This is a genomic window from Kluyvera sp. 142486 (assembly GCF_046569695.1).
Lineage (GTDB): Bacteria > Pseudomonadota > Gammaproteobacteria > Enterobacterales > Enterobacteriaceae > Kluyvera.
Genome location: NZ_JBKHUI010000028.1, coordinates 12007 through 37848, shown reverse-complemented (window position 1 = coordinate 37848; position 25842 = coordinate 12007). Strand labels below are relative to the sequence as shown.

At 53.4% G+C, this 25842-nt stretch carries 21 protein-coding genes and 4 tRNA genes; 15 read left to right on the top strand and 10 right to left on the bottom strand.

Annotated features, from left to right (window positions below; all coding sequences use genetic code 11):
- The first annotated feature begins 191 nt into the window (after positions 1-191).
- Together murB and birA are read left to right on the top strand one after the other, a co-directional pair.
- Positions 192-1220 carry a UDP-N-acetylmuramate dehydrogenase gene (gene murB, locus ACLGE8_RS21850; RefSeq protein WP_411001182.1) on the top strand — a complete coding sequence of 343 codons (1029 nt, stop codon included), beginning with the start codon at positions 192-194 and terminating at the stop codon, positions 1218-1220.
- Positions 1217-2179: a bifunctional biotin--[acetyl-CoA-carboxylase] ligase/biotin operon repressor BirA gene (gene birA / locus ACLGE8_RS21845; RefSeq protein WP_411001181.1), complete on the top strand. Its 963-nt coding sequence runs from the start codon at positions 1217-1219 to the stop codon at positions 2177-2179. Before murB ends, birA begins: the two co-directional genes overlap by 4 nt.
- Before the next feature lie 36 nt (positions 2180-2215).
- On the opposite strand, the gene coaA is transcribed toward birA, so the two are convergent.
- Positions 2216-3166 carry a type I pantothenate kinase gene (coaA, locus tag ACLGE8_RS21840; protein WP_220439817.1) on the bottom strand — a complete coding sequence of 317 codons (951 nt, stop codon included), beginning with the start codon at positions 3164-3166 and terminating at the stop codon, positions 2216-2218.
- 413 nt (positions 3167-3579) lie between these two features.
- Here coaA and ACLGE8_RS21835 point away from each other — a divergent pair.
- The 13 genes from ACLGE8_RS21835 to rpoC all read left to right on the top strand — a co-directional run bounded on the left by ACLGE8_RS21835 (position 3580) and on the right by rpoC (position 17644).
- A tRNA-Thr gene (locus tag ACLGE8_RS21835) sits at positions 3580-3655 on the top strand.
- Between the two features lie 10 nt (positions 3656-3665).
- Positions 3666-3750, top strand: a tRNA-Tyr gene (locus ACLGE8_RS21830).
- 119 nt (positions 3751-3869) lie between these two features.
- Positions 3870-3944 (top strand) — tRNA-Gly (locus ACLGE8_RS21825).
- A 5-nt stretch (positions 3945-3949) separates the two neighbouring features.
- Positions 3950-4025, top strand: a tRNA-Thr gene (locus ACLGE8_RS21820).
- A 116-nt stretch (positions 4026-4141) separates the two neighbouring features.
- Positions 4142-5326: an elongation factor Tu gene (tuf, locus tag ACLGE8_RS21815; protein ID WP_115074753.1), complete on the top strand. Its 1185-nt coding sequence runs from the start codon at positions 4142-4144 to the stop codon at positions 5324-5326.
- Between the two features lie 222 nt (positions 5327-5548).
- Complete coding sequence (secE, locus tag ACLGE8_RS21810) at positions 5549-5932, top strand: preprotein translocase subunit SecE (protein ID WP_064546531.1); 384 nt, start codon at positions 5549-5551, stop codon at positions 5930-5932.
- Position 5933: 1 nt separating this feature from the next.
- Complete coding sequence (gene nusG, locus ACLGE8_RS21805) at positions 5934-6479, top strand: transcription termination/antitermination protein NusG (RefSeq protein WP_002438628.1); 546 nt, start codon at positions 5934-5936, stop codon at positions 6477-6479.
- 159 nt (positions 6480-6638) lie between these two features.
- Complete coding sequence (gene rplK / locus ACLGE8_RS21800; protein WP_012133815.1) at positions 6639-7067, top strand: 50S ribosomal protein L11; 429 nt, start codon at positions 6639-6641, stop codon at positions 7065-7067.
- Between the two features lie 3 nt (positions 7068-7070).
- On the top strand, positions 7071-7775 hold the full coding sequence (gene rplA / locus ACLGE8_RS21795; protein ID WP_035895924.1) for a 50S ribosomal protein L1: 705 nt from the start codon (positions 7071-7073) through the stop codon (positions 7773-7775).
- Between the two features lie 292 nt (positions 7776-8067).
- On the top strand, positions 8068-8565 hold the full coding sequence (gene rplJ, locus ACLGE8_RS21790; RefSeq protein WP_185669941.1) for a 50S ribosomal protein L10: 498 nt from the start codon (positions 8068-8070) through the stop codon (positions 8563-8565).
- A 66-nt stretch (positions 8566-8631) separates the two neighbouring features.
- Positions 8632-8997, top strand: coding sequence for a 50S ribosomal protein L7/L12 (gene rplL / locus ACLGE8_RS21785; RefSeq protein ID WP_006176746.1), 366 nt, complete (start codon positions 8632-8634; stop codon positions 8995-8997).
- A gap of 318 nt (positions 8998-9315) precedes the next feature.
- On the top strand, positions 9316-13344 hold the full coding sequence (gene rpoB / locus ACLGE8_RS21780; RefSeq protein WP_035895917.1) for a DNA-directed RNA polymerase subunit beta: 4029 nt from the start codon (positions 9316-9318) through the stop codon (positions 13342-13344).
- A 76-nt stretch (positions 13345-13420) separates the two neighbouring features.
- Positions 13421-17644, top strand: a complete 4224-nt coding sequence (gene rpoC, locus ACLGE8_RS21775; RefSeq protein ID WP_411001180.1) for a DNA-directed RNA polymerase subunit beta' — start codon at positions 13421-13423, stop codon at positions 17642-17644.
- A 122-nt stretch (positions 17645-17766) separates the two neighbouring features.
- Here rpoC and ACLGE8_RS21770 read toward each other — a convergent pair whose 3' ends face one another.
- The 9 genes from ACLGE8_RS21770 to thiC form a co-directional block, all read right to left on the bottom strand.
- Complete coding sequence (locus ACLGE8_RS21770) at positions 17767-18084, bottom strand: PTS lactose/cellobiose transporter subunit IIA (protein ID WP_035895909.1); 318 nt, start codon at positions 18082-18084, stop codon at positions 17767-17769.
- Positions 18085-18091: 7 nt separating this feature from the next.
- Positions 18092-18397, bottom strand: a complete 306-nt coding sequence (locus ACLGE8_RS21765) for a PTS sugar transporter subunit IIB (RefSeq protein ID WP_035895906.1) — start codon at positions 18395-18397, stop codon at positions 18092-18094.
- A gap of 256 nt (positions 18398-18653) precedes the next feature.
- The gene (locus ACLGE8_RS21760; protein ID WP_411001184.1) at positions 18654-20198 is read right to left on the bottom strand and encodes a diguanylate cyclase domain-containing protein; all 1545 of its coding nucleotides are present in this window, start codon (positions 20196-20198) and stop codon (positions 18654-18656) included.
- Positions 20199-20432: 234 nt separating this feature from the next.
- On the bottom strand, positions 20433-21563 hold the full coding sequence (gene thiH, locus ACLGE8_RS21755) for a 2-iminoacetate synthase ThiH (RefSeq protein WP_411001179.1): 1131 nt from the start codon (positions 21561-21563) through the stop codon (positions 20433-20435).
- Positions 21560-22330 carry a thiazole synthase gene (thiG, locus tag ACLGE8_RS21750; RefSeq protein WP_411001178.1) on the bottom strand — a complete coding sequence of 257 codons (771 nt, stop codon included), beginning with the start codon at positions 22328-22330 and terminating at the stop codon, positions 21560-21562. Before thiG ends, thiH begins: the two co-directional genes overlap by 4 nt.
- Position 22331: 1 nt before the next feature.
- Positions 22332-22532, bottom strand: coding sequence for a sulfur carrier protein ThiS (gene thiS / locus ACLGE8_RS21745; RefSeq protein ID WP_333013121.1), 201 nt, complete (start codon positions 22530-22532; stop codon positions 22332-22334).
- Positions 22513-23271 carry a thiazole biosynthesis adenylyltransferase ThiF gene (gene thiF, locus ACLGE8_RS21740; RefSeq protein WP_411001177.1) on the bottom strand — a complete coding sequence of 253 codons (759 nt, stop codon included), beginning with the start codon at positions 23269-23271 and terminating at the stop codon, positions 22513-22515. The genes thiS and thiF overlap by 20 nt, the downstream gene beginning before the upstream one ends.
- Positions 23264-23899, bottom strand: coding sequence for a thiamine phosphate synthase (gene thiE, locus ACLGE8_RS21735; protein ID WP_411001176.1), 636 nt, complete (start codon positions 23897-23899; stop codon positions 23264-23266). Before thiE ends, thiF begins: the two co-directional genes overlap by 8 nt.
- Positions 23899-25797 carry a phosphomethylpyrimidine synthase ThiC gene (gene thiC / locus ACLGE8_RS21730; RefSeq protein WP_411001175.1) on the bottom strand — a complete coding sequence of 633 codons (1899 nt, stop codon included), beginning with the start codon at positions 25795-25797 and terminating at the stop codon, positions 23899-23901. The genes thiE and thiC overlap by 1 nt, the downstream gene beginning before the upstream one ends.
- Positions 25798-25842 lie beyond the last annotated feature (45 nt).

Below are 25842 nucleotides of genomic sequence, written 5' to 3'. Positions count from 1 at the left end.
GGGAACTGCCAGGCATCAATTTAGTGAAGAAGCCCATCCTGACGGATGGGCTTTTTTGCGTGTGTTGAAAATGAAAGTGCGGTGAACATCCCGGGCTACATTGCTATGCCATCTCCCACCTCTATATAACAGCAAGCCTTCCCCGAGCAGATACGGTAAACTATCGTCGATTCAGCATCAGGAAAGCAGCTATGACCCACTCCCTAAAACCCTGGAATACCTTCGGCATTGACCATTGTGCAAAGCACATCGTATGCGCTGAAAACGAACAACAATTACTCAGTGCCTGGCAGCAATCTACCCGTGAAGGGCTGCCTGTTATGATCCTGGGTGAAGGAAGTAACGTCCTGTTTCTGGAAGATTATACCGGTACGGTGATCCTTAACCGCCTGAAAGGTATCGAGGTGAGCGAAACGGCTGATGCATGGCATCTGCACGTTGGCGCGGGGGAAAACTGGCATAGCCTAGTGCGTTATGCGCTGGATAACGGTATGCCTGGCCTTGAAAACCTGGCGCTTATTCCAGGCTGTGCGGGGTCATCCCCGATTCAGAACATCGGCGCCTACGGCGTTGAACTACAGCATGTCTGTGAATATGTGGATTGCATCGAGTTGGTAAGCGGTGAACGTCAGCGTCTCAGTGCGGAAGAGTGTCAGTTTGGCTATCGCGACAGTATCTTTAAGCACGCCTACCAGGATCGTTTTGCAATTGTCGCCGTTGGCTTCCGACTGGCAAAAGTGTGGAAACCGGTACTAACCTACGGCGATCTTACGCGTCTTGATCCCGAAACGGTAACGCCGCGTGAAGTGTTCGACTCCGTTTGCCATATGCGCATGACTAAGCTGCCGGACCCAAAGATTAACGGCAACGCGGGCAGCTTCTTTAAGAACCCGGTAGTGAGCGCCGGATATGCCGAAGCGCTGCTGACTAACTTCCCGAAAGCGCCACATTATCCGCAGGCGGACGGTAGCGTGAAGCTGGCCGCAGGATGGCTTATCGATCAGTGTCAGCTGAAAGGCCATATTGAGGGCGGTGCTGCCGTTCATCAACAGCAGGCGCTGGTACTGGTTAACGTTGACCATGCGCAGAGTAGCGATGTGGTTAAGCTGGCGCACCATGTCCGCCAGCAGGTAGGCGATAAATTTAACGTCTGGCTTGAACCTGAAGTCCGCTTTATCGGGCGAGCAGGTGAAGTGAGTGCGGTTGAGGTAATCAAATGAAAGATAATACGGTGCCATTAACGCTAATCTCTCTGCTGGCCGACGGTGATTTTCACTCCGGTGAGCAGTTGGGCGAGAAGCTTGGCATGAGCCGCGCGGCGATCAACAAACATATCCAGACTTTACGTGACTGGGGTGTTGATGTATTTACCGTACCTGGCAAAGGGTACTGCCTGCCGGAGCCAATCCAATTACTGGAAGCAGAGCGCATTCGCCAGGCTGTCGACTACGGTGACGTATCCGTACTCCCGGTTATCGACTCCACGAACCAATATTTACTCGACCGCATTGGTGAATTGAAATCCGGTGATGCCTGCGTTGCGGAATACCAGCAGGCTGGTCGAGGCCGACGTGGCCGTAAGTGGTTTTCACCGTTCGGCGCTAACCTCTATCTCTCCATGTACTGGCGCTTAGAACAAGGGCCGGCAGCGGCGATTGGCCTGAGCCTGGTTATCGGTATCATTATGGCTGAAGTATTACAGAGCCTGGGCGCCGATAAAGTACGGGTGAAGTGGCCAAACGATCTTTATCTGAATGACCGAAAACTGGCCGGCATTCTGGTTGAGCTGACCGGTAAAACCGGTGATGCCGCGCAGATTGTTATTGGTGCCGGCATTAACCTGGTTATGCGCCGCGTTGAAAACGATGTGATTAATCAAGGCTGGATCAACCTACAGGAAGCCGGCATCGTGATCGACCGCAACGTGCTGGCAGCACGCTTGATTAACGAGCTGCACGACGCCCTGCACCTCTTCGAACAGGAAGGGCTGGCGCCTTATCTTTCTCGCTGGGATAAATTAGATAACTTTATCAACCGCCCGGTTAAGTTAATTATCGGCGATAAAGAGATATTTGGTATTTCCCGCGGCATTGATACGCAAGGGGCATTATTGCTGGAACAGGACGGGGTGATAAAACCCTGGATGGGCGGTGAAATTTCACTGCGTAGCGCAGAATAAAAAAGGGAGCCTCGGCTCCCTTTTCTTTTATCACGATTATTTCCGCAGGCGAACCTGCTCAACGGAGTGGTTGGCGCTTTTTGTCAGGATCAGACTCGCGCGCTCACGGGTTGGTAAGATATTCTCGTTTAAATTTATTAGGTTAATCTCATTCCATAATGATGTGGCCACGTTAACTGCCTCTTCTTCAGAAAGCTGGGCATAGTTATGGAAATAAGAATCCGGATCGGTAAACGCACCTTCACGGAATTTCAGGAAACGGTTGATATACCAGGATTGTAATAACTTCTCTGGGGCATCAACATAAATAGAGAAATCAACGAAGTCGGAAACAAATACATGATGCGGATCGTGTGGATAGTCCATTCCGCTCTGCAACACGTTGAGTCCTTCCAGAATTAATATATCTGGATGGGTAACCGTTTTATCGCCATCAGGAATAACATCATAAATAAGATGGGAATATACCGGAGCGGTCACGTCGGGTACCCCTGACTTCAGATCAGAGACAAACTTCACCAGACGATGCATATCGTAAGACTGTGGGAAGCCTTTCTTCTTCATCAGACCGCGCTCTTTCAACACCTCGTTCGGATGCAGGAAGCCATCGGTGGTGATGAGTTCAACACGGCGATGTTCGGGCCAGCGACTCAGCAGCGCCTGTAGTACACGCGCGGTCGTGCTTTTACCTACCGCCACGCTGCCAGCGATACTGATGATATAAGGAATACGCTGGCCGTTAGTGCCAAGGAACTGCTCCAGCACCGCCTGACGACGCAAGTTAGAACTAATATAGAAGTTCAATAAACGTGACAAAGGCAAATAGATCTCCGCCACTTCCTCCAGCGACAGATCTTCGTTGATACCTTTTAAGCGTGTAATTTCGCCTTCAGTCAGGGTCATTGGCACGGAATCACGCAGCGCCGCCCACTGGCTACGATTGAACTGTAGATAAGGTGTCATTAACGTTTGCTCTTGTTTTCTCATAAGCATGTTCTGGCTGCCACGCTGATAACCCGCGACGCTTCACATTCAGTTAATCAGGACAATGGGCAGGAGGTTAACACCAGATGGAATATAAAAAGAAGAAAAAATCTAAATGAGTGGTGCTTTCGTGAGAAAACCCCGGAGTTTGTTGCCAACTCAACCGATGAGCGTAAGTGATAGGTGATAGTGAAGAAGCGAAGCTGCTAATGATGACACCTGGTCAGGCACTCACAGACCTGAAATGGCATCAGCAAGCCGTAGAGAATAGAGAGAATCGCGCTATTTTTGCTCATAAAAATACCATTTTGCTGAGTTTTTACGCGTGAGCGCACAAAACATGAGCGATAGAACATTTTATGCAAATTTTTAGTTGCATGTCGCCGCAGGTCTCCATAGAATGCGCGCTACTTGATGCCGACTTAGCTCAGTAGGTAGAGCAACTGACTTGTAATCAGTAGGTCACCAGTTCGATTCCGGTAGTCGGCACCATCAAGTACCTGGTGGGGTTCCCGAGCGGCCAAAGGGAGCAGACTGTAAATCTGCCGTCACAGACTTCGAAGGTTCGAATCCTTCCCCCACCACCACTTTCAGGCTAAGCATTGCGAAGCCAGAGTTGGTCGGTAAAATGACGAACTCAAACAAAGAAAAGAGAGCAATCTCTTTTTTTTGGCACAGAAAGAACTGGGTAGCCGAGTTTTAGGATGCGGGCATCGTATAATGGCTATTACCTCAGCCTTCCAAGCTGATGATGCGGGTTCGATTCCCGCTGCCCGCTCCAGACGTGCTGATATGGCTCAGTTGGTAGAGCGCACCCTTGGTAAGGGTGAGGTCCCCAGTTCGACTCTGGGTATCAGCACCACTTCTCTTCTCCCTCCCGTTTCTCTCTGTTTAAATTAATGCATTCAACATTTCAGGCTTTTAGTCTGGTTGATGTGGTGATATCACCGATTTATCCGTGTATTAGAGGGACTATCGATGTCTAAAGAAAAATTTGAACGTACCAAACCGCACGTCAACGTCGGTACTATCGGCCACGTTGACCATGGTAAAACTACCCTGACTGCTGCAATCACTACCGTACTGGCTAAAACCTACGGCGGTGCTGCTCGTGCTTTCGACCAGATCGATAACGCACCAGAAGAAAAAGCTCGTGGTATCACTATCAACACTTCCCACGTTGAATATGACACCCCGACTCGCCACTACGCACACGTAGACTGCCCAGGCCACGCCGACTATGTTAAAAACATGATCACCGGTGCTGCACAGATGGACGGCGCGATCCTGGTTGTTGCTGCAACTGATGGCCCTATGCCACAGACTCGTGAGCACATCCTGCTGGGTCGTCAGGTAGGCGTTCCTTACATCATCGTGTTCCTGAACAAATGCGACATGGTTGATGACGAAGAGCTGCTGGAACTGGTTGAAATGGAAGTTCGTGAACTTCTGTCCCAGTACGACTTCCCAGGTGACGACACCCCAATCATCCGTGGTTCTGCTCTGAAAGCGCTGGAAGGCGACGCAGAGTGGGAAGCGAAAATCATCGAACTGGCTGGCTTCCTGGATTCTTACATCCCAGAACCAGAACGTGCTATCGACAAGCCGTTCCTGCTGCCAATCGAAGACGTATTCTCCATCTCCGGTCGTGGTACCGTTGTTACCGGTCGTGTAGAGCGCGGTATCATCAAAGTTGGCGAAGAAGTTGAAATCGTTGGTATCAAAGACACTGCTAAGTCTACCTGTACTGGCGTTGAAATGTTCCGCAAACTGCTGGACGAAGGCCGTGCTGGTGAGAACGTTGGTGTTCTGCTGCGTGGTATCAAACGTGAAGAAATCGAACGTGGTCAGGTTCTGGCTAAGCCAGGCTCTATCAAGCCGCATACCAAGTTCGAATCTGAAGTGTACATTCTGTCCAAAGACGAAGGCGGCCGTCATACTCCGTTCTTCAAAGGCTACCGTCCACAGTTCTACTTCCGTACTACTGACGTGACCGGCACCATCGAGCTGCCAGAAGGCGTTGAGATGGTAATGCCAGGCGATAACATCAAGATGGTTGTGACTCTGATCCACCCAATCGCGATGGACGACGGTCTGCGTTTCGCAATCCGTGAAGGCGGTCGTACCGTTGGCGCGGGCGTTGTTGCCAAAGTAATGAGCTAATTGCTGATAACATTTGACGCAATGCGCAATAAAAGGGCATCATTTGATGCCCTTTTTGTACGCTGTCGAACCAGAACCTGGCTCATCAGTGATTATTTTTGCCATAATCATTGCTGAGACAGGCTCTGTAGAGGGCGTTTAGTCCGAAACTTACTTTCGGTTTGGATCGCCTCGCTCTCGCGGGGTGGAAATGTTTGTAGAATACTTCTGACAGGTTGGTTTATGAGTGCGAATACCGAAGCTCAAGGGAGCGGGCGCGGCCTGGAAGCGATGAAGTGGGTAGTCGTTGCCGTATTGCTTATCGTGGCAATCGTGGGCAACTACCTCTATCGCGACATGATGCTGCCGCTGCGTGCGCTGGCCGTAGTAATTATTATTGCTGCAGCGGGTGGTGTCGCGCTGTTGACGACGAAAGGCAAAGCGACCGTTGCGTTTGCGCGTGAAGCGAGAACGGAAGTTCGTAAGGTGATTTGGCCGACTCGCCAGGAAACGCTGCACACTACGCTGATCGTTGCTGCGGTCACTGCGGTAATGTCACTGATCCTGTGGGGACTGGATGGTATTCTGGTTCGCCTGGTATCCTTTATCACTGGCCTGAGGTTCTAAGATGTCTGAAGCACCTAAAAAGCGTTGGTACGTCGTTCAGGCGTTTTCCGGTTTTGAAGGCCGTGTAGCAACTTCGCTGCGCGAGCATATCAAATTACACAATATGGAAGAGCTGTTTGGCGAAGTTATGGTTCCGACCGAAGAAGTGGTCGAAATCCGTGGCGGCCAGCGTCGCAAGAGCGAGCGCAAATTCTTCCCGGGCTACGTGTTAGTTCAGATGGTGATGAACGACGCGAGCTGGCACCTGGTGCGTAGCGTTCCGCGTGTAATGGGCTTTATCGGCGGTACCTCTGACCGTCCGGCACCAATCAGCGACAAAGAAGTTGATGCGATTATGAACCGCCTGCAGCAGGTTGGTGATAAGCCGCGTCCTAAAACGCTGTTTGAACCGGGTGAAATGGTCCGCGTTAGCGACGGTCCATTCGCTGACTTCAACGGTGTGGTTGAAGAAGTGGATTACGAGAAGTCTCGCCTGAAAGTATCCGTCTCTATCTTCGGTCGTGCGACCCCGGTAGAACTGGACTTTGCTCAGGTAGAGAAAGCGTAAGGCTGCGATCAAAAAAGCATCGATCTAATCGTTGCATAGGGCGCGAAATTGACATACAATTTCGCGCCTTTTGTTTTTATGGGCGCATGCCTGTAAAACGAATTTTTATATCACGGGGAGCCTCTTAGAGGCGCTATCACCCACATTGAGGATTTTAGAATGGCTAAGAAAGTCCAAGCCTACGTTAAGCTGCAGGTTGCAGCTGGTATGGCAAACCCAAGTCCACCAGTTGGTCCAGCTCTGGGTCAGCAGGGTGTGAACATCATGGAATTCTGCAAAGCGTTCAACGCAAAAACTGATTCCATCGAAAAAGGTCTGCCAATTCCGGTTGTTATCACCGTTTACGCTGACCGTTCTTTCACCTTCATTACCAAAACGCCTCCAGCAGCAGTTCTGCTGAAAAAAGCGGCTGGTATCAAGTCTGGTTCCGGCAAGCCGAACAAAGACAAAGTAGGTAAAATTTCCCGCGCTCAGCTGCAGGAAATCGCGCAGACCAAAGCTGCCGACATGACTGGTGCCGACATTGAAGCGATGACTCGCTCCATCGAAGGTACTGCACGTTCCATGGGCCTGGTAGTGGAGGACTAAGAAATGGCTAAACTGACCAAGCGTATGCGCGTGATCCGTGACAAAGTTGATGCAACTAAACAGTACGACATCAACGAAGCTATTGCCCTGCTGAAAGAGCTGGCCACTGCTAAGTTCAACGAAAGCGTTGACGTTGCCGTTAACCTCGGTATCGACGCTCGTAAATCTGACCAGAACGTACGTGGTGCAACTGTACTGCCACACGGTACTGGCCGTTCCGTTCGCGTTGCCGTATTTACCCAGGGCCCTAACGCTGAAGCAGCTAAAGCTGCTGGCGCAGAGCTGGTAGGTATGGAAGATCTGGCTGACCTGATCAAGAAAGGCGAAATGAACTTCGACGTTGTTATCGCATCTCCAGATGCAATGCGCGTTGTTGGCCAGCTGGGCCAGGTTCTGGGCCCACGTGGTCTGATGCCAAACCCGAAAGTTGGTACTGTAACTCCTAACGTTGCTGAAGCGGTTAAGAACGCTAAAGCTGGTCAGGTTCGTTACCGTAACGACAAAAACGGCATCATCCACACCACCATCGGTAAAGTGGACTTTGACGCTGACAAACTGAAAGAAAACCTGGAATCTCTGCTGGTTGCGCTGAAAAAAGCAAAACCAACTCAGGCTAAAGGTGTGTACATCAAGAAAGTTAGCATCTCCACCACCATGGGTGCAGGTGTTGCAGTTGACCAGGCTGGCCTGAGCGCTGCTGCAAACTAATGCCTTTACGTGGGCGGTGATTTTGTCTACAATCTTACCCCCACGTTTGCTAACGAAAGTTAGCGGCTAAAAGATTTGTTCGTTGGAGCCTGGCCTATCCAGGCCTCCGTCGAAGACCGCAGGTGTTTCGCAAGAAACTTAATGCCCTGCGTAGACGGTGACAGAACGCTAAGATTATTTTTGGATACTCTGGCTTGTTTCTGCTCACCGTATTAAGACGCTCTCTCCGTCGGGGGAGAGTGAAGTGAGTTCCAGAGCATAAGCTCTGGCAAACATCCAGGAGCAAAAGCTAATGGCTTTAAATCTTCAAGACAAACAAGCGATTGTTGCTGAAGTCAGCGAAGTAGCCAAAGGCGCGCTGTCTGCAGTAGTTGCGGATTCCCGTGGCGTAACTGTAGATAAAATGACTGAACTGCGTAAAGCAGGTCGTGAAGCTGGCGTATACATGCGTGTTGTTCGTAACACCCTGCTGCGCCGCATCGTTGAAGGTACTCCATTTGAGTGCCTGAAAGACACGTTTGTTGGTCCGACCCTGATTGCATACTCTATGGAACACCCGGGCGCTGCTGCTCGTCTGTTCAAAGAGTTCGCGAAAGCGAATGCAAAATTTGAGGTCAAAGCCGCAGCCTTTGAAGGTGAGTTGATCACGGCATCGAACATCGATCGCCTGGCAACCCTGCCGACCTACGACGAAGCAATTGCACGCCTGATGGCAACCATGAAAGAAGCTTCGGCTGGCAAACTGGTTCGCACTCTGGCTGCTGTACGCGATGCGAAAGAAGCTGCTTAATAGCAGTCCTCTTTGTAAAGTATCTGCTTACGTATAAACTTATTCTGATTTTCAGGAACAATTTAAATGTCTATCACTAAAGATCAAATCATTGAAGCAGTTGCAGCTATGTCCGTAATGGACGTTGTAGAACTGATTTCTGCAATGGAAGAAAAATTCGGTGTTTCCGCTGCTGCTGCTGTAGCTGTAGCTGCTGGCCCGGCTGAAGCTGCTGAAGAAAAAACTGAATTCGACGTAATTCTGAAAGCTGCTGGCGCTAACAAAGTTGCTGTAATCAAAGCAGTACGTGGCGCAACTGGCCTGGGTCTGAAAGAAGCTAAAGACCTGGTAGAATCTGCTCCAGCCGCTCTGAAAGAAGGCGTGAGCAAAGATGACGCTGAAGCACTGAAAAAATCTCTGGAAGAAGCTGGCGCTGAAGTTGAAGTTAAATAAGCCAACTTTTCTAGTTGAAGCCTGAGAAATCAGGCCGATGGCTGGTGACTTTTTAGTCACCAGCCATTTTGCGCTGTATGGCGCCAGTAGCATTTCACACTGTTTGACTACTGGTTGTCCTGACAATGCATGTTTCTATCGACGACTTAATATATTGCGACAGGGTGCTCGCTCTGTGTAAATCGCAATGAAATGGTTTAAGCGTGATAGCAACAGGTATTGCGGAAAGTGTTCCATTTTCCGGTCAACAAAATAGTGTTGCACAAACTGTCTGCCAATGGACAGATGCGTCGACTTGTCAGCGAGCTGAGGAACCCTATGGTTTACTCCTATACCGAGAAAAAACGTATTCGTAAGGATTTTGGTAAACGTCCACAAGTTCTGGATGTCCCATATCTCCTTTCTATCCAGCTTGACTCGTTCCAGAAGTTTATCGAGCAAGATCCTGAAGGTCAGTATGGTCTGGAAGCAGCTTTCCGTTCCGTATTCCCTATTAAAAGCTACAGCGGTAACTCCGAGCTGCAATACGTCAGCTACCGTCTGGGTGAACCTGTCTTTGACGTTCAGGAATGTCAGATCCGTGGCGTGACCTATTCCGCACCGCTGCGCGTAAAACTGCGTCTGGTGATCTACGAGCGCGAAGCGCCGGAAGGCACCGTAAAAGACATTAAAGAACAAGAAGTCTACATGGGCGAAATTCCGCTCATGACCGACAACGGTACCTTTGTTATCAACGGTACTGAGCGTGTTATCGTTTCTCAGCTGCACCGTAGCCCAGGCGTCTTCTTTGACTCCGATAAAGGTAAAACCCACTCTTCGGGTAAAGTGCTGTATAACGCGCGCATCATTCCTTACCGTGGTTCTTGGCTGGACTTCGAATTCGATCCGAAGGACAACCTGTTCGTACGTATTGACCGTCGCCGTAAACTGCCTGCGACCATTATTCTGCGTGCGCTGAACTACACCACTGAGCAGATCCTTGACCTGTTCTTTGAGAAAGTTGTTTTCGAAATTCGTGACAACAAGCTGCAGATGGAACTGATTCCAGAACGTCTGCGTGGCGAAACCGCCTCCTTCGACATTGAAGCGAACGGTAAAGTGTACGTTGAAAAAGGCCGCCGTATTACTGCGCGCCACATTCGCCAGCTGGAAAAAGACGATATCAAACATATCGAAGTTCCGGTTGAGTACATCGCTGGCAAAGTCGCTTCTAAAGACTACGTTGACGAATCTACTGGCGAGCTGATCTGCCCAGCCAACATGGAGCTGAGCCTGGATCTGCTGGCTAAGCTGAGCCAGTCTGGCCACAAGCGTATCGAAACGCTGTTCACTAACGATCTGGACCACGGTGCATACATTTCCGAAACTGTACGCGTCGACCCAACTAACGATCGTCTGAGCGCGCTGGTAGAAATCTACCGCATGATGCGCCCTGGTGAGCCGCCAACTCGCGAAGCCGCTGAAAGCCTGTTCGAGAACCTGTTCTTCTCCGAAGACCGCTATGACCTGTCTGCGGTTGGTCGTATGAAGTTCAACCGTTCTCTGCTGCGCGACGAGATCGAAGGTTCCGGTATCCTGAGCAAAGACGACATCATCGAAGTGATGAAGAAGCTCATCGATATCCGTAACGGTAAAGGCGAAGTGGATGATATCGACCACCTCGGCAACCGTCGTATCCGTTCCGTAGGCGAAATGGCGGAAAACCAATTCCGCGTTGGCCTGGTACGTGTTGAGCGTGCGGTGAAAGAGCGTCTGTCTCTGGGCGATCTGGATACCCTGATGCCTCAGGATATGATCAACGCCAAGCCGATTTCCGCAGCAGTGAAAGAGTTCTTTGGTTCCAGCCAGCTGTCTCAGTTTATGGACCAGAACAACCCGCTGTCTGAGATTACGCACAAACGTCGTATCTCCGCACTCGGCCCGGGCGGTCTGACCCGTGAACGTGCAGGCTTCGAAGTTCGAGACGTACACCCGACTCACTACGGTCGCGTATGTCCAATCGAAACGCCTGAAGGTCCAAACATCGGTCTGATCAACTCCCTGTCCGTGTACGCACAGACTAACGAATACGGCTTCCTCGAGACTCCGTATCGTAAAGTGACCGACGGTGTTGTAACCGACGAAATTCATTACCTGTCTGCTATCGAAGAAGGCAACTACGTTATCGCTCAGGCGAACTCCAACCTGGATGACGAAGGCCACTTTGTAGAAGATCTGGTTACCTGCCGTAGCAAAGGCGAATCCAGCTTGTTCAGCCGCGACCAGGTTGACTACATGGACGTATCCACCCAGCAGGTGGTTTCCGTCGGTGCGTCCCTGATCCCGTTCCTGGAACACGATGACGCCAACCGTGCATTGATGGGTGCGAACATGCAACGTCAGGCCGTTCCAACTCTGCGTGCTGATAAGCCGCTGGTTGGTACCGGTATGGAACGTGCTGTTGCCGTTGACTCCGGTGTTACTGCAGTTGCTAAGCGTGGCGGTACCGTTCAGTACGTCGACGCATCCCGTATCGTTATCAAAGTTAACGAAGACGAGATGTATCCGGGCGAAGCGGGTATCGACATCTACAACCTGACCAAATACACCCGTTCTAACCAGAACACCTGTATTAACCAGATGCCTTGCGTGTCTCTGGGTGAGCCAATTGAGCGCGGTGACGTGCTGGCAGATGGCCCGTCCACCGACCTGGGTGAGCTGGCGCTGGGTCAGAACATGCGCGTAGCATTTATGCCATGGAACGGTTACAACTTCGAAGACTCCATCCTCGTATCCGAGCGTGTTGTCCAGGAAGACCGTTTCACCACCATCCACATTCAGGAACTGGCATGTGTGTCCCGTGACACCAAGCTGGGGCCAGAAGAGATCACCGCTGATATCCCTAACGTGGGTGAAGCTGCGCTCTCCAAACTGGATGAATCCGGTATCGTTTACATTGGTGCAGAAGTCACCGGTGGCGACATTCTGGTTGGTAAGGTAACGCCGAAAGGTGAAACCCAGCTGACGCCAGAAGAGAAACTGCTGCGTGCAATCTTCGGTGAGAAAGCGTCTGACGTTAAAGACTCTTCTCTGCGCGTACCAAACAGCGTTTCCGGTACTGTTATCGACGTTCAGGTCTTTACTCGCGATGGCGTAGAAAAAGACAAACGTGCGCTGGAAATCGAAGAGATGCAGCTGAAGCAGGCTAAGAAAGACCTGTCTGAAGAACTGCAGATCCTCGAAGCTGGCCTGTTCAGCCGTATCTACGCTGTGCTGGTTGCCGGTGGTGTCGAAGCTGAGAAGCTGGACAAACTGCCTCGCGATCGCTGGCTGGAACTCGGTCTGACCGACGAAGAGAAACAGAATCAGCTGGAACAGCTTGCTGAGCAGTACGACGAGCTGAAACACGAGTTCGAGAAAAAACTCGAAGCGAAACGCCGCAAAATCACCCAAGGCGACGATCTGGCACCGGGCGTGCTGAAGATTGTTAAGGTATACCTGGCCGTTAAACGCCGTATCCAGCCTGGTGACAAAATGGCAGGTCGTCACGGTAACAAGGGTGTAATTTCTAAGATCAACCCGATCGAAGATATGCCGCACGATGCTAACGGTACGCCGGTAGATATCGTACTGAACCCGCTGGGCGTACCATCGCGTATGAACATCGGTCAGATCCTTGAAACCCACCTGGGTATGGCTGCGAAAGGTATCGGCGATAAGATCAACGCCATGCTGAAACAGCAGCAAGAAGTCGCGAAACTGCGCGAGTTCATCCAGCGTGCTTACGATCTGGGCTCTGATGTTCGTCAGAAAGTTGACCTGAACACCTTCACCGATGATGAAGTGCTGCGTCTGGCTGAAAACCTGAAGAAAGGTATGCCAATCGCAACGCCAGTATTCGACGGTGCAAAAGAAGCGGAAATTAAAGAACTGCTGCAACTGGGCGGTCTGCCATCTTCTGGTCAGATTACCCTGTTCGACGGCCGTACCGGTGAACAGTTCGAGCGTCAGGTAACCGTAGGTTACATGTACATGCTGAAACTGAACCACCTGGTCGACGACAAGATGCACGCGCGTTCTACCGGTTCTTACAGCCTGGTTACTCAGCAGCCGCTGGGTGGTAAGGCTCAGTTCGGTGGTCAGCGCTTCGGGGAGATGGAAGTGTGGGCGCTGGAAGCATACGGCGCCGCCTACACCCTGCAGGAAATGCTCACCGTTAAGTCTGATGACGTGAACGGCCGTACTAAGATGTATAAGAACATCGTAGATGGCAACCATCAGATGGAACCGGGCATGCCGGAATCCTTCAACGTACTGTTGAAAGAAATCCGCTCGCTGGGCATCAACATCGAACTGGAAGACGAGTAATCCTCGCTCAAACAGGTCACTGCTGCCGGGGTAATTCCCGGCAGTGGATTGTGCTAACTCCGACGGGAGCAAATCCGTGAAAGATTTATTAAAGTTTCTGAAAGCGCAGACTAAAACCGAAGAGTTTGATGCGATCAAAATTGCTCTGGCCTCGCCAGACATGATCCGTTCATGGTCTTTCGGTGAAGTTAAAAAGCCGGAAACCATTAACTACCGTACGTTCAAACCTGAGCGTGACGGCCTTTTCTGCGCCCGTATCTTTGGGCCGGTAAAAGATTACGAGTGCCTGTGCGGTAAGTACAAGCGCCTGAAACACCGTGGTGTGATCTGTGAGAAGTGCGGCGTTGAAGTGACCCAGACCAAAGTGCGCCGTGAGCGCATGGGCCACATCGAGCTGGCATGTCCAACTGCCCACATCTGGTTCCTGAAATCGCTGCCATCCCGTATCGGTCTGCTGCTCGATATGCCTCTGCGCGATATCGAACGCGTACTGTACTTCGAATCTTATGTTGTTATCGAAGGCGGTATGACCAACCTGGAACGCCAACAGATCCTGACTGAAGAGCAGTATCTGGACGCGCTGGAAGAGTTCGGTGACGAATTCGACGCGAAGATGGGTGCGGAAGCTATCCAGGCCCTGCTGAAAAGCATGGATCTGGAGCAAGAGTGTGAAACTCTGCGTGAAGAGCTGAACGAAACCAACTCCGAAACCAAGCGTAAAAAGCTGACCAAGCGTATCAAGCTGCTGGAAGCGTTCGTACAGTCTGGCAACAAGCCAGAGTGGATGATCCTGACCGTTCTGCCGGTTCTGCCGCCAGACCTGCGTCCGCTGGTACCGCTGGATGGTGGTCGTTTCGCGACTTCTGACCTGAACGATCTGTATCGTCGCGTCATTAACCGTAACAACCGTCTGAAGCGTCTGCTGGATCTGGCTGCGCCAGATATCATCGTACGCAACGAAAAACGTATGCTGCAGGAAGCGGTTGACGCCCTGCTGGATAACGGTCGTCGCGGTCGTGCGATCACCGGTTCTAACAAACGTCCTCTGAAATCTTTGGCCGACATGATCAAAGGTAAGCAGGGTCGTTTCCGTCAGAACCTGCTCGGTAAGCGTGTTGACTACTCCGGTCGTTCTGTTATCACCGTAGGTCCATACCTGCGTCTGCATCAGTGCGGCCTGCCTAAGAAAATGGCACTGGAGCTGTTCAAACCATTCATCTACGGCAAACTGGAACTGCGTGGCCTCGCCACCACCATCAAAGCCGCTAAGAAAATGGTTGAGCGCGAAGAAGCTGTCGTTTGGGATATCCTGGACGAAGTTATCCGCGAACACCCGGTCATGCTGAACCGTGCACCAACACTGCACCGTCTGGGCATCCAGGCGTTTGAGCCAGTGCTGATCGAAGGTAAAGCTATCCAGCTGCACCCGCTGGTTTGTGCGGCATACAACGCCGACTTCGATGGTGACCAGATGGCTGTTCACGTACCGCTGACGCTGGAAGCCCAGCTGGAAGCGCGTGCGCTGATGATGTCTACCAACAACATCCTGTCCCCAGCGAACGGCGAGCCAATCATCGTTCCTTCTCAGGACGTTGTATTGGGTCTGTACTACATGACTCGTGACTGTGTTAACGCCAAAGGCGAAGGCATGGTGCTGACTGGCCCTAAAGAAGCTGAGCGTATCTATCGCGCAGGTCTGGCCTCTCTGCATGCGCGCGTTAAAGTGCGTATCACCGAATACGAAAAAGATGAAAACGGCGAATTCGTTGCGCACACCAGCCTGAAAGACACGACCGTTGGCCGTGCCATTCTGTGGATGATCGTACCGAAAGGTCTGCCTTTCTCCATCGTCAACCAGGCGCTGGGCAAGAAAGCTATCTCCAAAATGCTGAACACCTGTTACCGCATTCTGGGCCTGAAGCCGACCGTAATCTTTGCTGACCAGACCATGTACACCGGCTTTGCTTACGCAGCGCGCTCAGGCGCCTCTGTCGGCATTGACGACATGGTTATCCCAGAGAAGAAATACGAAATCATCAGCGAAGCGGAAGCTGAAGTTGCTGAGATCCAGGAGCAGTTCCAGTCTGGTCTGGTAACCGCTGGCGAACGCTACAACAAAGTTATCGATATCTGGGCTGCGGCGAACGATCGTGTATCCAAAGCGATGATGGATAACCTGCAAACTGAAACCGTCATTAACCGTGAAGGTAAAGAAGAGCAGCAGGTTTCCTTCAACAGCATCTACATGATGGCCGACTCCGGTGCGCGTGGTTCTGCAGCACAGATTCGTCAGCTGGCTGGTATGCGTGGTCTGATGGCTAAGCCAGATGGCTCCATCATCGAAACGCCAATCACCGCGAACTTCCGTGAAGGTCTGAACGTACTCCAGTACTTCATCTCCACTCACGGTGCTCGTAAAGGTCTGGCGGATACCGCACTGAAAACGGCGAACTCCGGTTACCTGACTCGTCGTCTGGTTGACGTGGCACAGGACCTGGTCGTTACTGAAGACGACTGTGGCACCCTGGAAGGCATCACCATGACTCCGGTTATCGAGGGTGGTGACGTTAAAGAGCCACTGCGCGATCGCGTACTGGGTCGTGTGACTGCTGAAGACGTTCTGAAGCCGGGCACTGCGGACATTCTGGTTCCACGTAACACGCTGCTGAACGAGCAGTGGTGTGATCTGTTGGAAGAGAACTCCGTTGACTCCGTTAAAGTGCGTTCCGTTGTATCCTGTGACACCGACTTTGGTGTATGTGCGCACTGCTACGGTCGTGACCTGGCGCGTGGCCACATCATCAACAAAGGTGAGGCTATCGGCGTTATCGCTGCACAGTCCATCGGTGAACCTGGTACACAGCTGACGATGCGTACGTTCCACATCGGTGGTGCGGCATCTCGTGCGGCTGCTGAATCCAGCATCCAGGTTAAGAACAAAGGTAGCATCAAGCTCAGCAACGCGAAGTCGGTTGTGAACTCCAGCGGTAAACTGGTTATCACTTCCCGTAACACCGAGCTGAAACTGATCGACGAATTCGGTCGTACCAAAGAAAGCTATAAAGTGCCTTACGGCTCCGTTATGGCTAAAGGTGATGGCGAGCAGGTTGCTGGCGGTGAAACCGTAGCAAACTGGGATCCACACACCATGCCGGTTATCACCGAAGTAAGTGGTTTCATCCGCTTCACTGACATGATCGACGGCCAGACCATTACTCGTCAAACTGACGAACTGACCGGTCTGTCTTCTCTGGTCGTACTGGACTCCGCTGAACGTACCGCGGGTGGTAAAGACCTGCGTCCAGCACTGAAAATTGTTGATGCTCAGGGCAACGACGTTCTGATCCCAGGCACCGATATGCCTGCTCAGTACTTCCTGCCGGGTAAAGCGATTGTTCAGCTGGAAGATGGCGTTCAGATCAGTTCTGGTGACACCCTGGCCCGTGTTCCTCAGGAATCCGGCGGTACCAAGGACATCACCGGTGGTCTGCCACGCGTTGCGGATCTGTTCGAAGCACGTCGTCCGAAAGAGCCGGCAATCCTGGCTGAAATCAGCGGTATCATTTCCTTCGGTAAAGAAACCAAAGGGAAACGTCGTCTGGTTATCACCCCGTTAGACGGTAGCGATCCATACGAAGAGATGATTCCAAAATGGCGTCAGCTCAACGTGTTCGAAGGCGAACGTGTAGAACGTGGTGACGTGGTTTCCGACGGTCCAGAAGCACCGCACGACATCCTGCGTCTTCGTGGCGTACACGCGGTAACGCGTTACATCACCAACGAAGTACAGGACGTTTACCGTCTGCAAGGCGTTAAGATTAACGATAAACACATTGAAGTTATCGTTCGTCAGATGCTGCGTAAAGCGACCATCGAAAGTGCTGGTAGCTCCGACTTCCTGGAAGGCGAGCAGGTTGAATACTCCCGCGTTAAGATTGCTAACCGCGATCTGGAAGCGAACGGCAAAGTGGCGGCAACGTATTCCCGCGACCTGCTGGGTATCACCAAAGCGTCTCTGGCAACCGAGTCGTTCATCTCTGCAGCATCGTTCCAGGAGACCACGCGTGTCCTGACCGAAGCAGCCGTTGCGGGTAAACGCGACGAACTGCGCGGCCTGAAAGAGAACGTTATCGTAGGTCGTCTGATCCCAGCTGGTACCGGTTATGCGTACCATCAGGATCGCATCCGTCGCCGTGCGGCGGGCGAAGTTTCTGTCGCACCTCAGGTGAGTGCAGAAGAAGCGACCGCGAGCCTGGCAGAACTGCTGAACGCAGGTCTGGGTGGTTCTGATAACGACTAATCGTTCACGCTAGTGCGATAAGTTGAAAGGCCAGTCTTCGGACTGGCCTTTTTTATGCTTTCCCGGCCTGAAAAAACAAAAGGCACCCATCTGGGTGCCTTTTGCTATTCCGTTTTGAGCGTTTAGCTAACCAGTGGAATACGGCGATACAGTTCAATCATGTCGGTCGCCAGATCCTGGATAACCATCGCGTTCATCAGGTGGTCCTGAGAGTGAACGGTGATCAGATTGACCGGCAGTTTACCCGTGCCTTCGTCAATGCCGATAAGCTGGGTCTGGATACCATGGGCCAGTTTGACGAACTCGCGAGACTCTTCCATCGCTTTTTCCGCGCCCTCAAAGTCACCTTTGCGAGCCAGCTGCAGCGCAGTTAATGCAGAACTACGTGCGGCACCCGCGTTCACCAGCAGTTCCATGATGATTGATTCTAAATCTTCCACGTCTTTCTCACTCCATTAACTTAAGGGCTTTCTCAAGCACGACATCGCCTTTCATCATGCCATAGTCCATCATATCGATGACGGCGACCTTTTTACCCAGTGGATCAGCCAAAGCCTGAAGCTTAGCTTGTTCATACTTCACCTGCGGACCCAGCAGGACGATGTCCGCATCGTTAATGTTCGCTTTGAATTCGGCCACCGGTACGGCTTTAATTGAGACTTCAATTCCTTTTTTCTGTGCAGCATCCTTCATGCGTTGGACTAACATGCTGGTGGACATACCTGCAGCGCAGCATAAAACGATATTCTTCATAATGCTCCCTCATGACCCGTGATGACTCATGTTTATCGCGAGCTGAAACGTTCAACAACTGCTTTACGATGATTGTGTGTAAGCCATCACAAAGATCGGCCCAAAAAACTGAAACCGGTTACAGTTTGCGTGGTTTTGCGTGCAAAAAATGAGGAAGGATAGGTAGCCCGGCCGAGCAATGCGACGCCGGGATTTTGCATCGAACCGCCCCCGGAGTCGGCGCTGTTGCACCTCGTCCGGGCTACACAAGAGTGGGCTACGCGTCGTGGGTCGTACGCAGGATACGGTTTTTCCCCTGACGTTTGGCTTTATAAAGCGCCTCGTCGACGCTCGATACCAGATGATCCAGCGTCTCCATATGCCATTCGCCGAGCCCGGCGCTGAAGGTCACATGCAGCCCCTCTTCACGCCAGTTTCTATTGGCAACATTCATCCGCCATAGCTCGAGTAGTGCTGCCGCCTCGGCAATATGTTCCGCGGTGAAGATAACCGCGAACTCCTCACCGCCGTAACGGTAGAGAGACAGCCCGTGCGCCTGGAGGATAGTTATCCCTTCGCGCGCCACGTTACGCAGCACGATATCGCCGCTGAGGTGACCCCAGGTGTCATTGATGGATTTGAAGTTGTCGATATCGACCAGCGCCAGCGCGAACGACTGTCGGTCATTCATCAATGCAGTAATGTCGGTATCAAAGGCCCAGCGATTTTTACAGCCGGTCAGTGAGTCAACGGTTGCCTGGCGAACATAGGCCCGCTCGCGCTCTTTGTTGGTTTCAATCGCCTTATGCAGCATCACCTCAAGGCCGGGCGCGCGGTTGGTATCGCCGGTTTTGATGGCATTAATAATGTTCATCAGAATACCGCGGGAGGCGTGACGCAGGTACAGGCCGAAGGTGATGATGATAAGACCGGCCAGCGCGAAGCCCCAGGAGATAATGATGCTTTCATGCTGCGCCAACATGCTAAGCGTATGACCGGAGACTTTGTAGATGACGAACCAGTCCGGATTGGTGAACGAATAGTAGTAATACCAGGTCCGGCTCTGCTTATCGAATACCTCACCTTCGCCAGCAGTCATGTCGGTCAGCAGTTGCGAGGAAACCACCGTCTGGAAGAGCTTACCGGTATCAGAATGCAGCAGCGCTTGACCCTGCCGATTCACCACGAAGAAATCGCCCTGCACCGGTGGCCGCATTTGACGCAGAGTGTGGCTCATGGCGGCTAAATCAAAATGGAAGGCCAGCGTGCCCTTCAGCTTGCCGTCGGGCGAGATGACCGGTTTCGCCAGCGTCACGGTCTGTTGCTGGGTATAAAAATCGGTGTACGGCTGTGTATAGCGGCTGAAAATGCCGACATCGCCCTGATGGACGAACCAGGGGCGAGTGGTGGCATCAAAGACCGGAGCGTTCTGCCGCTGCACCGCCTGGGGGGCACGTAGATAGTGGCCTTCGGTATCGGCGACAGAGAGTGAAGAAACCGTTGGCATCATCGACAGCAGTTGCATCATCGACTGCAGCCCTTTCTCAGGATCGAGATTCACCACCTTGTTCAGCTCGTCGTTGCGGGCCAAATAGTTCGTGGCGCGTCCCAGAATATAATCATTTTCGTTGAGGATAGATTCGGCGTAGTTGACCGCTAGATTGTGGGTAAAATTGCGGTTAATACTATGATAATCGCGAATAATATCGTTACGCTGAATGACTGTTACCGCAATGGCGATGGCGATAAAGCACAGAATAATTCCAGCAAAACTGATAAACATCGGGGTAGTAAACGACAGCCGTCTGCTGTGAGAACTCATCATGGTTTCCATTCCTGAGGGAGATTGCAGAAGACCAGAGCGGGTTGGCACTGCAATTTAATCGACATATTTATGACTCAATAATTATACTTTATTGGCGTATAGATGAATATTTGTTCTAAATATATAGATTAAATCGCTATTACAAGTCGGTTTTAATGAAACAATATTTCGGAATGAGTTGAAGAAGGGCAGCGGAAAAAGCAGACTGCCCTGAAGAAGTATAGCTGACGTTTAGCGTGCTGCGCTGCGTCCCAGCCAGCTATCCCAATCTTTCCATACCGGCTGTAGACCGCGAGCGGCTAGCGCGCTGGCAACTTCGGCGGGGGTTCTGTCATCGTGCGGCGAGAACTGCTCCAGCTCCGGATGATTATCTGCATAGCCACCCGGCTGCGTTTTAGAGAACGCGCTGACGTTATTGATAGCCAGCGGGATAACCCGATCCCGGAACCACGGTGATTCGCGGGTGGAGAGCGATAGCTCGGTCTCCGGCGAGAACAGGCGGAACGCGCAGATCGTCTGCACCAGCTGGCGTTCATCCATCAGCGATGCGGGTTCAATGCCGCCAGCACATGGTCGCAGCCGTGGGAAGGAGATGGAGTAACGGCTTTGCCAGTAGCGCTGCTGCAGCCACAGCAGATGCTCGGCAACCATAAAACAGTCGACCCGCCAGCTATCGGAAAGGCCAATCAGCGCACCGAGGCCGATTTTATCGATCCCGGCTTGTCCTAGACGGTCCGGGGTGTCGAGCCGCCAGAAGAAGTCCTGCTTTTTGCCTTTCAGATGGTGCTGCGCGTACATTGCTTCATGGTAGGTCTCCTGGTAGACCATCACCCCATCCAGACCCAGCGTTTTTAGCTCGGCATACTCCTCGGTGGCCAGCGGCTGCACTTCCATATGCAGCGAAGCAAACTGCTGGCGAATATCCGGCAGGTGGCGACGGAAGTAATCCATGCCAACCTTCCCCTGATGTTCACCGGTGACCAGCAGCAGATGCTCAAATCCCATCTCGCGTATCGCCGCGCACTCGCGGGTAATTTCTGCTTCATCCAGCGTCTTGCGCTTGATGCGGTTGCTCATGGAAAAGCCGCAGTAGGTGCAGTCGTTGGCGCAGAGGTTCGAGAGATAAAGCGGCACGTAGAAGCTGACGGTATTGCCGAATCGCTGGCGGGTGAGCTTTTGCGCCCGCTGTGCCAGCGGCTCCAGATAGTCGGCAGCGGCAGGGGAGAGCAGGGCCATCAGATCGTCGCGGCTAAGCTGTGAAGCGCCGAGCGCCCGTTCCACATCGGCGGCGGTTTTGCCGTTGATGCGTAATCGGATGTCGTCCCACTCCAGCTGTCGCCAGCGGTCGCTGAACGTTTTCATGCCAGCGCCTCCAGAAAGCCGGTTAACGGGCTGGTGGCGCTGGCCTGCGTGCTACGGTTTCCCGGCACCGCCTGACGCGCCAGCAGCCCGGCTTCTACCGCCAGACGGAAGGCGGTTGCCATGGTCACCGGATCGTCCGCCACGGCAATGGCCGTGTTGACCAGCACCGCATCGGCACCCATCTCTAGCGCCTGCGCCGCATGGCTAGGCACACCGATTCCGGCATCGACCACCACCGGCACGGTGGCCTGCTGGATGATAATCTCCAGCATGGCTTTGGTTTCCAGCCCCTGATTAGAGCCGATAGGCGCGCCAAGCGGCATCACCGCCGCACAGCCCACCTCTTCCAGCCGCTTACACAGCACCGGGTCAGCGCCGCAGTAAGGCAGTACCACAAAGCCCTGTTTCACCAGCACGTCGGCGGCTTTCAGCGTCTCAATCGGGTCTGGCAGCAGCCAGCGGGCGTCGGGGTGAATTTCGAGCTTCAACCAGTTTGTCCCCAGCGCTTCACGCGCTAGCTGGGCGGCAAAGATAGCCTCCTCGGCGGTTTTTGCCCCCGAGGTGTTGGGCAGCAGCGTCACGCCAGCCTCAACCAGCGGGGCGAGAATCGCGTCGTTGTGCTGACGCAAATCCACTCGCTTCATCGCCAGCGTCACCAACTGGCTACCGGAGGCGCGAATGGCCTCAACCATCAGCTGTGACGAGGCAAATTTCCCGGTGCCGGTGAACAGATGTGAATCAAACGTTTTGTCCGCAATACGTAACATATCAACCCCCTGCGATAACCTGAAAAAGCAGGATCTGGTCACCTTCCTGCACGATGTGCTGCTGCCACTGGTCGCGTGGCAGAATCTGTTGGTTGAGCGCCAGCGCGGCACCTGGCTTGAGCTGATTAAGCTGAGCGAGCAGCTCGCTGACGGTTTGCCCCTCGGCGCACTGCATAGCTTCATCATTGAACTGAATCTGCATGTTGCCCTCCACATACCGGGCAGCCCTGGGCGCGACGCAGCGCGAGGCTGCGCCACTGGCTGGTTTTGCCATCGAACAGGCGCAGCTCGCCGCTTGGCGTGTCGATACCGCTCAGCAGCTTGATGGCTTCCAGCGCCTGCAGCGTGCCCATCACGCCAACTACAGGGCCGACGATGCCTGCGGTGCGGCAGTTGCGCTCCGGTTCCGCATTGTCCGGCCACAGGCAGCGGTAGCATCCTTGCTCCCATGGCGGCGTCAGTACCATTATCTGGCCGCCAAAGCCGACGGCGCTGGCGGTGATAAGCGGCGTATTGAGCGCCACGCAGGCGGCGTTGATCGCCTGACGCGTTGCCATGTTGTCGGTACAGTCGAGCACCACGTCGGCACGTGATACCGCGTGGCGTAGCGCATCGCCGGTTAGCCGTTGCTGTAGCGCTACCAGGTCAATATCCGGGTTAAGCCGCGCCAGCCGCTGCTGAGTGACCTGCGATTTTGAGCGGGCAATGTCGTCGGTGGTAAACAGGATTTGCCGCTGCAGATTGCTGAGGTGCACCTCATCGTCGTCCGCCAGCGTCAACGTGCCGACGCCTGCGCCTGCCAGATATAGCGCGGCGGGCGAACCCAGCCCGCCCAAACCGACAATCAGCACATGGCTGCCTAGCAGCTTTTGCTGGCCTTCAATCGCAATATCGCCGAGTAAAATCTGCCGGCTATAGCGCATAAAGTCGCGGTCATTCATCGCCGACTCCCGCTATTGCCAGCAGCTGCGCTGTCGCTTCACGCCAGTCCGCCGCCTGGGTGATGGCGCTGACCACGGCAATGCTACCCACGCCGGTCGCCAGCACGTCAGGCGCACGCGCAAGGCTGATGCCGCCGATAGCGACGGTTGGGTAATCAGCCAGCCGTGCAATATGACCCGCCAGCTGCGTCAGCCCCTGTGGTGCGGAAGGCATCTGCTTGGTTTGTGTTGGAAAGACGTGGCCCAGCGCGATATACGACGGACGGGCGGCGAGCGCCACGTCAATCTCCATATCGTCGTGGGTCGATACGCCAAGGCGGAGGCCCGCGGCCTGAATGGCTTTCAGGTCGGTGGTTTCCAGGTCTTCCTGACCCAGATGCACCCCGTAAGCGCGATGCTTGATAGCCAATCGCCAGTAGTCGTTGATAAACAGCCGGGCGTCATAGCGTCGGCCCAGCGCGATGGCGGCCATCACGTCCGCTTCAACCTCCTCGTCGCGTTGGTCTTTGATACGCAGTTGAATCGTACGAACACCGGCCTCCAGCAGGCGTTCAATCCACATTACGCTGTCCACCACCGGGTAGAGCCCGAGGCGGAACGGCACCATAGGAAAATCAGGCTGGTACATCAGGCCTCCTCGCGTTTCAGGTAGATTTCACCGCCTTTGGCGCGGAAGTTCTCCGACATATCCGCCATGCCCACTTCAATGGTTTGGGCGGCGGCGTAGTCGCGCACTTCCTGGCTGATTTTCATCGAGCAGAATTTCGGCCCGCACATGGAGCAAAAGTGGGCGACTTTACCGGATTCCTGCGGCAGGGTTTCATCGTGGTAGGCGCGAGCGGTGAACGGGTCCAGCGCGAGGTTAAACTGATCTTCCCAGCGGAATTCAAAACGTGCTTTCGACATCGCGTTATCGCGGATCTGTGCGCCCGGGTGTCCCTTCGCCAGGTCGGCGGCGTGGGCGGCAATCTTGTAGGTGATCAGCCCCTGCTTCACGTCTTCTTTGTTCGGCAAGCCGAGGTGCTCTTTCGGCGTGACGTAGCAGAGCATGGCACAGCCAAACCAGCCAATCATTGCCGCGCCAATGCCGGAGGTGAAGTGGTCGTAGCCCGGCGCGATGTCGGTGGTCAACGGCCCTAAGGTGTAGAACGGTGCTTCGTGGCAGTGTTCCAGCTCTTCGGTCATGTTGCGCTGAATCATCTGCATCGGCACGTGGCCCGGGCCTTCAATCATCACCTGAACATCGTACTCCCAGGCGATTTTGGTCAGCTCGCCCAGCGTGTGCAGTTCGGAGAACTGGGCTTCGTCGTTGGCATCCTGAATGGAGCCCGGACGCAGACCGTCCCCCAGCGACAGCGATACGTCATAGGCGGCACAGATTTCACAGATTTCGCGGAAATGTTGGTAGAGGAAGTTTTCCTGGTGATGAGAGAGACACCATTTCGCCATGATGGAACCGCCGCGAGAGACGATACCGGTCAGGCGCTTGGCGGTCATCGGCACGTAGCGCAGTAGCACGCCCGCGTGGATGGTGAAGTAGTCGACGCCCTGTTCAGCCTGCTCCAGCAGCGTATCGCGGAACGCTTCCCAGGTAAGATCTTCAGCGATCCCGTTGACCTTCTCCAGCGCCTGATAGATCGGCACGGTGCCGATCGGAACCGGGCTGTTACGCAGGATCCATTCACGGGTTTCGTGGATATAGCGGCCGGTCGACAGGTCCATCACCGTATCTGCGCCCCAGCGGGTGGACCACACCAGTTTTTCCACTTCCTCTTCGATGGAAGAGGTCACCGCTGAGTTACCGATGTTGGCGTTCACCTTCACGAGGAAGTTGCGGCCGATGATCATCGGCTCAGATTCCGGGTGGTTAATATTGGCAGGAATGATGGCGCGCCCGGCGGCGACTTCATCACGTACGAATTCCGGCGTGATGTTCTCCGGCAGGCGTGCGCCAAAGGCCATGCCTGGGTGCTGGTGGCGCAATACTTCACTGCGAATACGCTCGCGGCCCATGTTTTCGCGGATGGCGATGAACTCCATTTCCGGCGTCACAATCCCCTGACGGGCATAGTGCAACTGAGTAACGCATTTACCCGCTTTGGCGCGCTTCGGCGTCAACAGGCCGTTAAAACGCAGATCGTCCAGCCCATCATCGGCCAGACGCTCTTTGGTGTAGGCAGAGCTACGGTCGTCCAGCTCTTCGCTATCGTCACGAGCGGCAATCCACGGCTGGCGCAGCTTGGCCAGACCCTGCTGAACGTTAATCGCGACGTCCGGGTCGCCGTAAGGGCCGGAGGTGTCGTATACCGGCACCGCTTCGTTTGCTTCGAACTGCGGGTTCTCTTTGTTGCCGCCAATCAGCGTCGGGCTGAGCTGAATTTCGCGCATCGGAATGCGGATATCGGGCTGCGAACCGGTGATGTAGATACGTTGGGAATTCGGGAACGCGGTGCCTTCCAGGGTATCGATAAAGTGTTGAGCCTGGGCGCGCTGCTCGCGGCGTGATGGTTTAGTAGTGACAGACATAGCTCATTCCAGATAAAAGTAAGGATATGGCTTGTCAGACGACGG